Genomic DNA, 12,031 nt, shown 5'->3' on the forward strand with positions numbered 1-12,031 from the left:
TTTGATTGGGGGCGCGGTGTCCGCTCGGTGCGAATATTTTTCGTTTACCTCCCCCCCCTGGATTACGTCATCGCCTCGAGCCCAACCTCCGTTCGACCATCCGCTGTCTCTGCGCCGCCTCCGCAGCCAGTTGCTGGCGCGTCCTGGGTGTAGGCTGCTCCTTCATATTGAAGTTGTTGTTCACCGTCATTCCGCCGGGGCCGTTGCGGCCACTCATCCCGCGCTGAACGTCGTCCAGCGTGCGGTCCAGCTTGGCGGAGGTCTCGGCAGTGGTGACGCGCTCGCCCTGCTGTAACAGCCAGGTGCCGTCCTCCGGGACGGCGTCGATGCCGTCGTGCGCCATGCCGGTCACGCCGGCGGCAGCCACTGCGCCAGCGGCGTAGACTGTGCCGGCGGCGGTGGCGCCGAGAGCGGGGCCTACGTAGGGGATGGAGGCCAGGGCCTCGTAGGCGCCCATGGCGGCGCTGTGCGTGCTGGTGAGGATGCTCTCAAGCGCGTTGCGTTTTTTCTCGTCCAGCAGGGTCTGGCCGAGCTGGATGGCGGCGCGGGTGTAGGCCGCCTCTTCCCCCTCCAGCCCCTCGTAGTATTTGCCGGCCACATCGAGGATCGCGCTGTAGCCATCCAGCATTTGCTGGGTGCGTATTTCCTCGTTAGCTTTGGTGATCTCGGTCAGGCGGTTTTCGTATTCCTCCTGGAGGGCGAGTTCCTCCTCGTCCCAGGTGGTTTTGAGGTCGGCGCGCTCCTCGCGAAACTTGCGCAGCATGTCCAGCTGTTCGCCGTACCAGTCCTGCAGCTCCGTGCGGGCGGTGTCGATGCCCTCCATGCTGGAGACGCCGCCCAGCTCCGGGGCCTCCTCGGTGGCGTCGTCGGCGATGCGGCCCAGCGTCTGGTTGCGCTGGGCGTCAGTGATGTCCTGGACGGCATCGAGGACGGCCAGCCGCTCGCGGACCTGGTCGGTGAGTCGTTCCTCGTCGGTGCGGAGGTCCTCAACCAACTTGTTATATGCCTCTTGCGCATCGCGTTGACGCTGTAACGCCGCCTCCCGAGCCTCCAGCTTCTCGATTGTCGAGTCGTACAGATTGTTGAACCTTTCGAGAGGATCAACAAAGGCCGCAATATTATCTGCGGTTTCGCCGGTCTTTTCGGCAACCGCCGCGGCGCCCGTAATCAAAGAATTGTCGAGCTCCGGGATTACTCCCAGCGGCGGATCCTGAGCTTGCGAACCACCCCCAAGGCCGAAAAATTCTTCGCGCTGCGCCTGCAGAGATTTCAGCTTTTCTTCCAGGACCTCAACAGCTGTCCCCTGATGCAAAAATTCGCCCGTTGCCAGGCGCACGCCCGTCAGTAGCTTGCCGTCTGCAATAACCCCACTTTCCAGCGTCGATTGCAGTGAGTTGATAGACCGCTCAAGCGCCAGAACTTCCGGCTCCCCATGCACCAGCCGGGCCACACTTTCGGCAACTCCCTGTGTAAATTCTGTGATCTCCACCGTTGCCTTGACGGCGGCGGATGCGACTGTAATCAAGGCTTCCGCTACGTCACTGATAGCATCGATTGTTTTTGGGTCGCTCAGAAGTTCCGTCATATTATCGATGGCCGGAACCGCGTTGACCGTTATTTCGTTTTGCAGACCAGTGATCGCATTTTGTAAATCGTCGATGTTTTCCTTGGCGTCCAGCAGGTTCTCCAGCTCGATTTCGGACAGGACCGCGCCCGCTTCCTCCGCCTTGTCACCGAATCTTTCGAGTTCACGACCGTTGTCCCGAAGTAGCGGCAACAACAAGGTGGCATCGCTGGCGATAGCCTCCATATAGAATGTCATTTCATTTTGCGACAAATTCGCCTTTTCAAGGCTGTCTACATAAAGCCCAAGCGCGTCCGCGCCAGAAAGGTTTCGGAATTCATCGGCCGTCACCCCCACCTGCGGGGCGATGTTTTCGAAGAAGTCCGCCATCGGGCCGGCGCCCGTCTGGAGGAAATCCCCCACTCTGTCGGTGGTGTCCTTGAGAATGTCGGCCAGCTTATCCTGCTGGATGCCGACGCGCTCGGCGGCGAAGGCGAAGCGCTGGAAATCCTCTACGCCGGTGTTGGCCACATTGGAAAAATTTTCTATTTCCTTCGCATTGTTAATTACGCGCGTGGTCATTACGGCCAGTGCACCAGCGGCGACAGAGGCTCCTGCAGCAAATGCTTTACCGGCAGCCCGAACGTTTCGTTCTACCTCCTTGCGCCATTTCTGAGTGCGCTTTTCTGCTTTCCCCATACCCTGCTCGAAGCCGCCTATTTTGGCGACGAGATCCAGGGTCAGTGTGCCGAGTGAGCGAGTTGCCATGGGCTCCCCCTTCAATGTGTTTGTGTTGTCCCCGCGAAGTCCGCACGAAGCGCTTCGACGAGAGCGGCAACGAATTTTTCGCTACAGCTTCTCGGCACCGCGACGCGGGCGGTCTCCTCCAGATCGAGGAACGCCACAGCAGCCACGATCTCAATCATGCCGTCCTTAACTGTTCCGCTAAAAATTACATCACCGCTGTCGACCCCCAGAGATTCAGTAAAAAAGGCCACCCTTTCGGAAATTTCAACGCGCAGTGCACGGCTCTTGTCTGTATCAAGGCTCATCGATTCATCCTCTCTTCAAGCGAACGGCGCCGCGTCCGACGGTGTTCAGTTTTACAGCCTCGCCACGGCTGTATTGTTTTCCGATCTTGGCGCCAGGGTTTGCCGGGATGCTGACCACGGAAATCTCTATCAGCTCCCATTCCGTGAAGCGCCGGCCGGTTTTTATTGGCTTTGACTTGGTTCCGATAAACCCGATGGAGAAGCTATCCACCAGACCGGCCTCAAGCATTTTCCACACCTCGTCCGCGCGCGGGATTCCCTCGGCAATCTCAACGCGGACGCGGACCCCGGAATCGGTGGCCGTCGCCTCGCGCACCCATCCGACCGGTTCGTCATGCCGGTGCATCCACAACAATGGAACCGGCAGCGACCAGTGCCCGCCTTTGGGCTCGACGATGTCGCCCATTCTGTCCACCTGTTTGGTACTGGCTATCCCAGTAACCACCCTTCTGCCGCCGCTGACAAATTTCTGCACGTGGTCCAAGGCCAGATCCATTCTCTTGTGGCGCAAAGCCATCTCGAGATCAGCGACGCGGCGAGCCAGTTGATTTAATGTAACTGTCATCGCTACCCCCTTAATATTCCGCGCCAGTAACGAGGCTCACGGATCCTGCCCGGCGTACGGACCAGTTCGCGTTGCCGACAACGCGAAAGGCGATTGTGTTGGTATCGAACAGGGAGACCACGTTGGTGCCGGTTGGTGTAGCGCTGGACATATTGGGATCATCGTCCATCTGCAGTGTGGTGCTATTGGATGAGGTGATGACGCCCGCCTCCCAGGCCAATTGAATACCAGCAGCGTCGGCCAGAACGATCACACCGTCGGGAACATTGCGGGAAGTTATCAGGGGGATCCCGGCGACCTCACCCCCACGAGCGCCGGCCCCCTCGTAACCAGCGCCGTGCAGCGCGACCGCAAGAGCCGGGGTCGTGATGAGGAACGCAGCCCCCAGGTCGCCGTCAAAGTCGCCCACCAGGGCGGTGATGTCGGCCTGCGGGTCAGCGGTTGCGGCAACCGGGGTTACTCCGTTGGTGATACTCGGCGGGATGACATCGGCAACGCCGGCGTTGTTCGGGTCGATGAACGTCGAGTCCACAGCGTCGATGGCGGCTCGCAAAAGGTCGTCACGGATAGTGTTTTCGAAGTTGTCGGCACGCAGCGAGTCCTTGCTCGCTACGGTCAGCCCCCCATAGGTGCGGATCGGCAAGCCTCCGGCGTCGAAATCAAATCCCGAGACAGGGATCGCATTACCCTCTGCGAAAAAAGCAGCAGTGGTGCCGGCAGTGACCTCCACCAGCACGGTTTCGAAAGGCACACTGCGGATGCCGGGCATCCGGCCGATTATGGACCGCTCCCGCACAAGGTTGAAAAAATCAACAGCCTGTAAGTCGATGTCACCCAGGTCGCCGAATGTAGCGGCAGGCACAGCCGCCTTTGAGATTTCGATCCCCCAGCGGGATCGACCATAATTAACCGCTGTGGTGTAGCCACCCTCCGCCAGCGCACCGGCAATGGCGGATCGGACGAAATCTCGCCCGCCGGTATTGCCCAACCGTACTGAACCCATATAGACCTCGCTTTGCTCATTGAATCCAATGGTCATTGTCCACACGAAACGTGCCGCAACCGTGCCGAAGGGAAATTAAACGTGCCGACCCAACGCCTCCCGTACCGCCTCCGGGTCGAGCAACCACCTGCCTTCTGGTTTGATTGCCCCACCGGTGTGCGCCAGGCGCCGGGCCATTTTTCTGGCGTGGTCGTCGGTGATCCCGAATCGGTGGACAATCACGTGGGTCTCCAACCACTCCGGCTGGGTATCGGGATCTAGAGCAGGCTCCCGCTGTTCTTCCTGCACCAGGGCTCGCAGCCCGTCCAGCTCTGCCTGCACGTTATCCACTGCCTGGAGTATGCGTTCACGATCCACGACGCCTCCCCGAATACTCGATTTCGGTAACCGGGCGCTGTTGGACTGATAGGTCCGCGAAATGTCCGCTTCCGATGCGGACATTGAACCGATAAGTAACGGTGGAATTACGATGAAGTAACGGTCGGATCGTTACCGAGACGAAAAGGCTTGTTGCCGACCACGCGACACATAGCGGTAAATAATAAATCAGGGAGAACCCCTGGTAATCTATAGAGGAGTTCAGTTTCTGAAGCAGGTCACCCCCGCCCATCGGTTCATTTTCTGAAGCGATGGGCGGGTTTCCCGGTGCTTGTGGATCTCCCATCGCTTCACTTTTTAAACCGATACGGTTCACTTTATGAAGTAGGTTTTTTGATGCGCTCCAAGGAGAAGCTGCGCATCGGTGCTCTGGTCGGAGCGATCTCCAGCTTCCCGCGGCACTCGTCGATAGATTGCCAGGTGAGCGCGTAGAGCGCGCAGCAGCCTCCAGGCTTGAGGAAGCGCCCCTCCCTGGTCCGGACGACAAGGGCACGGTCCTGAAGCTCCTGCAAAGCTTTTGCGAGCGTGGCCGAACTGCCCACGCCCCATTCCCGCGCCTGGTTGAGCGTTGCGGAGAGGTCTCCATTGTTGTTACCGCGGTACTGGCGCAAGAGGCCCAGCAGCACCTTGATGGCACCCCCAGACAGCGAACGGAAGTCATCGCTATCCATGACGGCGTGAGGAAGTGCTGCGAATGTACCCGCCGGCTTGCGGCCCTTGGCTCTTTGTCGACTGATACCCACACGGTCACCCCCTCGCGCCATTCAGCGCTTTGGCAAGCTTTGTGCGGTCCTCATCAGTAGGGCGGTAGACGCCGCGGCGGCTGGAGATCCCGTCGCTCGTGATGAATGGCACCCGTATACAAGGGATTCTCACCCCCAGGCGCCGGCGCAACTGTCGGACGTATTCCGGCCCATTGCTGCAGGGCGTAGCGCGGTCTACGGCTTCCCGCGAGAGGCCTCCAACAGATGCCGAGAAGGCGCGGGCCAGGCGTTCCAGGCGGGAGGGTAGTTTGATAGGATTGGCGCTGTTCAGGGCGCTCGGCTGGTTCTTTGCTGGTCGGGCGTTTTTCATTTTGCGTCCCCCATGCTGTTAACTTCAGCAATGAGGGCCCGCTTTAACTCCAGTAGGTAGGCGCCGTCCCATACGGTAGTTTTAGGACCGAGTTTAGTGCCGCGCTTGGCCTTTCCGGTTTTTACCCAATGCCACCACGTCGAGAGTCCTATGCCAAAGAAGTTGGCGCAGGTACGGGCTCGGTAGCTGGCATCGGGATTGATCGCAGAGGGAAGGTTTAGATTGTGTGGCATGTATCAGCTCCTATGTGGGCTTGTTGAGGCTGATACGCACTTTATTTATATTTTCTCCCTGCCCGGGTCATCGGGATGGGTTGATTATTTTTTGTTCTGCTGTTGCCTGTGGGCGCTTATTTGGTTTTTGAAGGTCTTGTAGGATATTCCGCTAGGGTTGCCATCCCAGATAATTCTGCTTTTATCTGTTGTTTTCCCGGTGGTTTCTGACGGGTTTAGTCTGTTCTCGTCAAGCCACGCGTAAAGCAAAGGCCATAATTCTGCTGTAGGTAGTGATCCCCAGTCGTCTTGCCGTTGTGCAAGTTCCTTTATTTTTTTATTCAATTCGCCACGATTCCCCCAGCGAGCTTGTGCTCCCTTATCTCCTTTGTCACTTTGCAAAGCTGAGTAGCTGGCTTCTCTGTGTAATCGGATATTCGTACGCACAGTCTCGCAATTCGTGTCCAATAACATTATTGCCACAGTTAACCCATCGGCGTCACCGTTTGCTAGGCAATGTTTGGCATGACGCAACTGAGTTCGGAACAGCATTTCGAATTCTTCGCGGAGATTAGGTGGGAGTCGCGTAATGTCGTTAGGAATTTGAACTTCGGCTTTGCGCAACCATGCTTCTGGGTTTTGTGGCCATTTTCGCTCTCTCCAGTAGCGTTTTGCTCGGAGCTGAATTTCTTCTATATATTCATCCTCAGCCTTGAACTCTGCCATTAAAGTTTCAATTTCTTTCATGTTTCTTGCTTTATTTCGTACCAAAATGAACGGCAACCACGTTGCCCGATCTCGCGTGCTCGCGTAGGTCGTCTAGGTAATCAGCCCACTTCTGCATCATGGCCGCCCGCTGAGGCAGGTGCTTGGTGCGGTTGTAGGCGCGGCCCAGGGCATCTTTCACCCCGTGGGCTAACTGGTGCTCGATGTAATCCACCCGGCAGCCCAGCACTTCATCCAGCAGCGTGCGGGCCATTGCCCGGAAACCGTGGGCGGTCATGGTGTCGTTGTCGTATCCCAGGGAGCGCAGGGCGGTCCTGACGCCGTTGTCGGACAGGGGGCGGCTCTGGCCCCGGGCGGAAGGGAAAACGTACTTGCCGCGGCCGGTGAGGGGCTCGAGTTCCCGCAGCAGGGCCAGGGCCTGCTCTGCCAGCGGAATGATGTGTGGCTCGCCCATCTTCATCTTCTCGGCCGGCAGCTCTATCTGGCTGGCCTCCCAGTTGATTTCCGACCACTCCAACTTGCGCAGCTCCCCAGGGCGGCAGAAGAGCAGCGGGGACAGCTTGAGGGCGGTTCTCACGGTCGGGGTGCCCTGGTACTCGTCGATTGCCACCATGAGCTTGCCTACCTCCGCCGGATCCGTGATCGCGGCCAGATGCCGCTTTCTCGTGGGCTTCATCGCGCCGGTGAGGTCGGTGGTGGGGTCGCGGTCGGCCTTGCCGGTGGCCACGGCGAAGCGGAAGACCTGGCCGGCTACCCGCTTTACCCGGTGGGCGGTTTCGAGGGCGCCGCGGCTCTCGATCCGGCGCAGGCAGCGCAGCACCTCCGGCGCGGTAATTTCGGCGATAGGGCGCTTGCCCAGGTAGGGCAGCAGGTCGCTATCCAGAGCGCGCTGGGCGCGGTCCCTGGAGGACTTGGACAGATGGGCCATCTTGGCTGCGAACCACTCCTGGCTGACCGCGGAGAAGCTATTGCGATTGGCCTCGAGGGCGGATTCCTTGCGGGCGCGCTTCACGTCCCGGGGATCTATGCCGGCGGCCACATGCTGGCGTGCCTCGTCCCGAAGCGCTCGAGCGCGTTTCAGGGGTACATCAGGGTAGAGCCCCAGGGCCATCTCCGGCCGTTTGCCGTGGAGCCTGAAGCGGAACACCCAGCGCTTGGCGCCGCTGGGGGTCACTTCAATGGCCAGGCCCTTCTCGTCGACCTCGAGGTACTTCTTCCCGCGGGGCTTGAGTGCGCGGATCTTGGTATCTGACAGCGGCATGGCTGAGCCTTCCTCGCTGGATTTGGACGGGGTGGACGGTGCCGGCAGGCCCAACCCGTCCACAAACCCGGCCAGTTGCGGTTAGATTTGGACGGGTTGAGTTAGATTAACTGGGATGGGTCAGATAAGCAAAAGCCCCGAAAACACTGGGCTTTCGAGGCTTCTGTGGTCCGTCTGAGACGGTGAGTTGGTGGAGATGGCGGGAGTCGAACCCGCGTCCGTCAGCACTCTGCCAGAGGCTCTACATGCTTAGTTCCGTCAATTGATTTAGCCGCTTACAGCCCGACGGGCAGGACGTAATTGGCGAGCCTGTTTAGGTTTTAGCCGATCCCCGACAGGCGCGGTTCACAGCGATCCAGTTCTGTTTGACAGTCTGCAGCGCGGTACTGGCACCTTACTGAAGACCGCTAAGGGACGAACCCTTAGTTAGTGCTTCACAGGCTGCTTACGCAGCGAGTTGGGCACCGTAGTTGTCGTCGTTGGCAACTAATAGATTGCAGCTTTGGATTTACGTGATTGGCTGCCATCACGGCATGCACCCATGGTTTCGTCACCGGCGTCGAATCCAAGTCATCCCCGGTAGGAAACGCATTTGCGTGGAGCGGAGTATAACAAAATTCCCTGGGAGGCAATAGGCGTCGCGGGAGTATTTGTGGTTGTCGGGTCAGTGGAGGGCCTGTGGGCTGTGCGGAGCTGGCGGCGGGCGCTCCCGAGCTCCGCGGTCCCGGAATGGCCCGGGGGTCACATGACCGACTGGGCGAAAGCGGTCAGGATAAGCAGCGGACAGACGATACGCACATACCAGGGCCAGATCTTCCAGAACAGGGTCTGCTCGATATCTTCGTGGCCCTTTTTCAGTTCCGCCAGCAGCTGGTCGCGGCGCCAGATCCAGCCGGCGAAGATGCACAGGGCGACGCCCAGCAATGGCTGGCCGAATTTGGTGGCGATGGTGACTATCAGGAGGAACAGAGCTTTGAAATTGAAGATGATCAGGCTGCTGATGGCAAAGATGACCAGGCCGACCAGTGGAGTTGCCAGGCGGCGCGGTATTTTCAGGTTCTCGATGGTGAAGGCCACCGGTACCTCCAGCATGGAGATGGAGGAGGTGAGGGAGGCGATCACCATCAGGGCGAAGAAGGCGATGGCCACGAACAGGCCGGCGGTGCCCATGGTGTCGAACAGGGCGGGCAGCACTTGCAAAACCAGTTGATCTTCCGCGATCAGGTTGCCGGCCTTGTCAAAGATTTCCGTACCGGCTTCCCTGGCTACGTACATGGCAGGCAGTATCAGCAGGCCGGCGGTGAAGGCGATGCCCACGTCGATCAGGGTTACCAGTACGCCCAGGCGTGGCAGGCTTTCCTGCCGGCTGAGATAGGAGCCGTAGATCAGCATGGTGCCGACCCCCAGGGACAGCGAGAAAAACGCCTGGCCCATGGCATCAATCAACAGCTCCGGCAACAGTTCCGGCGATAGCTGGTTGAGGTCAGGGATCAGATAGACCTTGAGCCCCTCCATGGCGCCTTCCTGGGTCAGCACATAGACGATCAACAGCAGCAACAACACCATCAGCGATGGCATCAGCAGGGTGGACCAGCGCTCGATCCCCTTCTCCACGCCGCTGGCGATGATCAGCATGGTCAGGGCGCTGAAGAGGGCGGTGAAGGTCAGGTTGCGGGCGGTGCTGTTGGCGCTGAGCCACTCTGCGGTGCCCTCGACGCCGGCGAGGCTGAAGAAGGGCTCCGCCAGGTGCGCCACCATCCAGCCGGCGACGATGGCGTAGAAACTGAGGATCAGCGAGGCCACCAGGATGCCGCCGAAGCCTGTCAGGCCGCCGAGAAAGCGGTTGATCGGCCCGGTGGCGATGCCGCGCAGTGCCTGCACCATATTGCGCCGCGCGTGGCGGCCGATGGTGAGTTCCGCCATCAGTACCGGATACGCGAGCAGGAAGGCCATGATCAGATAGACCAGTACAAAGGCGGCGCCGCCGTTGGCGGCCACATTGGTGGGGAAGCCCCAGATATTGCCCAGGCCCACGGCGGAGCCGGCCGCGGCCATCAGGAAACCGATATTGGAGCTGAACTGTCCTCGCGGTGCACTCATTGTGATTCTCTTCGTTATTCTTATCTGTGCTTACGCCGAGCGTACTCTGTAGGAGCCCGGGTCAGCGGTACTCGTTGCGCATCAGACGCTGTTTCTCGCGGTTCCAGTCGCGCCGCTTTTCCGTCTCGCGCTTGTCGTGCTTGGCCTTGCCCTTGGCCAGCGCGATCTCGCACTTGATCAGGTGCTTTTTCCAGTAGATTGCGGTGGCCACCACTGTGTGGCCCTTCTGCTCGACAGAGGCGATCAGCTTGGCCAGTTCGCGCTTTTTGAGCAGCAGGCGCCGCGTGCGGTCGGGCTCGGTGACGAAATGGGTCGAGGCACTGGGCAGCGGCTGGATGCGCGAACCCAGAAGGAAGGCCTCGCCGCGCTTGAAAATCACGTAGCTGTCAGTGAGCTGCGCCTTGCCCTCGCGGCAGCTCTTGACTTCCCAGCCCTGCAACTCCAGGCCCGCCTCGAACCTCTCCTCGATGAAGTAATCGTGGCGGGCCCTCTTGTTCAGCGCGATGGTGCGGGAGGATTGTGCCTTTTTCTTTTTGGCCATGGATACTACTGGTGCCCGATTTAGAAGAAACTGTACCCGAAGTACTTGTCTGCCACCGTAATGATGAAGACCAGCAACAGGATCAGGGGGATAAAGGTCCCCAGGGAGAAGTTTACGTACCTCTGGAAGAGGGAGCCGGCAAAACCGCTGTCACCCTGCTGCAGCTCCTTGTCGAAGTTGGCCCGTTTCCATTTGTAGATCACGAACAGGCAGACCAGCAGGCCGTTCAGCGGCAGGATCGTAGAATAAAAGATCAGCTCTACCAGAGCAAAGAAAGAAGTGTCTTTGCCGGCCACCTGGACGAAGCTGGTCAGCCAGTCTGCCATACCGAAGGACATGGCGCAGCCGATGGCCAGCACGAGCTGGATTGCCGCCACTGTGTAAATGGACTTCTTGCGCCCCATGCCACCTTCGTCGCGCAGGGTGGCCAGCGGCACCTCGATGATGGACACCAGCGACGTGATTGCGGCCACCAGCACCAGGAAGAAGAAGGCCGAGGCGAAGGCGCTCGCGCCGAAATAGCCGATACTCTCCTGCAGGGCGAAGAAGATCTTGGGCAGAAACAGGAAGATCATGCCGGCGGAGGAGTCGCTGAGGGTGGTGGTATCTATCTGCGGATTGAAGTGGAAGATACTGGGTAGTATCAGCAGCCCGGCCGTGAAGGCAACCAGGGTGTCGGTAATGGCCACCGCCCGAGCCGAACCGGGGATCGAATCCTGCTTTTTCATGTAGGAGCCGTAGGTGATCATGATGCCCATGCCCAGCGACAGGGAGAAAAACGCCTGCGCCATGGCGTTGTTCACGACCCTCGCATCCAGCTGGGAGAAGTCCGGTATCAGGTAGTACTTGATGCCGACTATCGCGTTTTCGCGGGTGAGCACGAAGATCACCAGTCCCAGCAGCATCACGAACAGTGTCGGCATCAGGGTTTTCGCCGCGCGCTCGATGCCGTCCTTGACGCCCAGCGCCAGGATGCCGTTGATCCCCAGCATCACGATCACCAGGTAGAGAAACACGATCGGCGAATTGATGAACTGCTTGAAATGGGCCTGTGTGGCGAGCTGGTCCAGGTTGCCCCGCAGGGTTTCCACCAGGTAGCCGAGAATCCACACGGTCACCACCAGGTAGAAGACCGCAATCATGAAAGGGGTGATCAGGGCCAGCCAGCCGGGAATGCGCCACGGCCCGGAGCCGCCGGAGAGCTGGCGGTAGGCGCCCACCGGGTCCTTGTCGGACCTGCGGCCCAGGGACAGCTCGGCCATCATCACCGGCAGGCAGATAAAGAACACGAACAGCGCGTAAACCAGCAGGAAGGCGCCCCCGCCGCTCTTGGTGGCGGCTACCGGAAACGCCACCAGGTTGCCGATACCCACGGCGGAACCCGCCGCGGCCAGGACAAATCCGAGTCGCGATCCAAAGTGTTCTCTCGCTGCGGCCATAGTCTTCTCGCTCGCCTGTTATTCTTGTCTTTCGGATTGGTTGTGCCCGGCCGCCGCCGTGACCGGCCGGGTAAAAAGTGCGATTGTTGCAGGAATTGCCTTGCTTGAGTAGCGCC

The 12,031-nt window shown here is 59.5% G+C and carries 11 protein-coding genes and 1 other RNA gene; all 12 read right to left on the reverse strand.

The window, feature by feature from the left end; all coding sequences use genetic code 11:
• Window positions 1-67 precede the first annotated feature (67 nt).
• Window positions 68-2,332 carry a hypothetical protein gene (locus OQE62_RS04195; RefSeq protein ID WP_265720743.1) on the reverse strand — a complete coding sequence of 755 codons (2,265 nt, stop codon included), beginning with the start codon at window positions 2,330-2,332 and terminating at the stop codon, window positions 68-70.
• A gap of 11 nt (window positions 2,333-2,343) precedes the next feature.
• The gene (locus OQE62_RS04200; protein WP_265720744.1) at window positions 2,344-2,616 is read right to left on the reverse strand and encodes a hypothetical protein; all 273 of its coding nucleotides are present in this window, start codon (window positions 2,614-2,616) and stop codon (window positions 2,344-2,346) included.
• A 4-nt stretch (window positions 2,617-2,620) separates the two neighbouring features.
• Window positions 2,621-3,181 (reverse strand): HK97 family phage prohead protease, encoded by a 561-nt coding sequence (locus OQE62_RS04205; protein ID WP_265720745.1) that lies wholly within the window; start codon window positions 3,179-3,181, stop codon window positions 2,621-2,623.
• Window positions 3,182-3,191: 10 nt separating this feature from the next.
• The gene (locus tag OQE62_RS04210) at window positions 3,192-4,220 is read right to left on the reverse strand and encodes a hypothetical protein (RefSeq protein WP_265720746.1); all 1,029 of its coding nucleotides are present in this window, start codon (window positions 4,218-4,220) and stop codon (window positions 3,192-3,194) included.
• Between the two features lie 39 nt (window positions 4,221-4,259).
• Window positions 4,260-4,541 carry a hypothetical protein gene (locus tag OQE62_RS04215; protein ID WP_265720747.1) on the reverse strand — a complete coding sequence of 94 codons (282 nt, stop codon included), beginning with the start codon at window positions 4,539-4,541 and terminating at the stop codon, window positions 4,260-4,262.
• A gap of 338 nt (window positions 4,542-4,879) precedes the next feature.
• Window positions 4,880-5,305 (reverse strand): hypothetical protein, encoded by a 426-nt coding sequence (locus OQE62_RS04220; protein WP_265720748.1) that lies wholly within the window; start codon window positions 5,303-5,305, stop codon window positions 4,880-4,882.
• Between the two features lie 648 nt (window positions 5,306-5,953).
• The gene (locus OQE62_RS04225; protein ID WP_265720749.1) at window positions 5,954-6,595 is read right to left on the reverse strand and encodes a hypothetical protein; all 642 of its coding nucleotides are present in this window, start codon (window positions 6,593-6,595) and stop codon (window positions 5,954-5,956) included.
• A 10-nt stretch (window positions 6,596-6,605) separates the two neighbouring features.
• A complete protein-coding gene (locus tag OQE62_RS04230; protein ID WP_265720750.1) occupies window positions 6,606-7,835 on the reverse strand; it encodes a tyrosine-type recombinase/integrase in 1,230 nt (409 codons plus the stop codon).
• Between the two features lie 188 nt (window positions 7,836-8,023).
• Window positions 8,024-8,413, reverse strand: a transfer-messenger RNA (tmRNA) gene (gene ssrA / locus OQE62_RS04235).
• A 163-nt stretch (window positions 8,414-8,576) separates the two neighbouring features.
• Window positions 8,577-9,935, reverse strand: coding sequence for a sodium-dependent transporter (locus OQE62_RS04240; protein WP_265720751.1), 1,359 nt, complete (start codon window positions 9,933-9,935; stop codon window positions 8,577-8,579).
• Between the two features lie 61 nt (window positions 9,936-9,996).
• Entirely contained in the window at window positions 9,997-10,476 is a 480-nt protein-coding gene (smpB, locus tag OQE62_RS04245) for an SsrA-binding protein SmpB (RefSeq protein ID WP_265720752.1), read from the reverse strand.
• Between the two features lie 20 nt (window positions 10,477-10,496).
• Window positions 10,497-11,915: a sodium-dependent transporter gene (locus OQE62_RS04250; protein ID WP_265720753.1), complete on the reverse strand. Its 1,419-nt coding sequence runs from the start codon at window positions 11,913-11,915 to the stop codon at window positions 10,497-10,499.
• Window positions 11,916-12,031 lie beyond the last annotated feature (116 nt).

It is taken from the genome of Microbulbifer halophilus (assembly GCF_026183675.1).
In the GTDB taxonomy this organism is placed as follows: domain Bacteria; phylum Pseudomonadota; class Gammaproteobacteria; order Pseudomonadales; family Cellvibrionaceae; genus Microbulbifer; species Microbulbifer halophilus.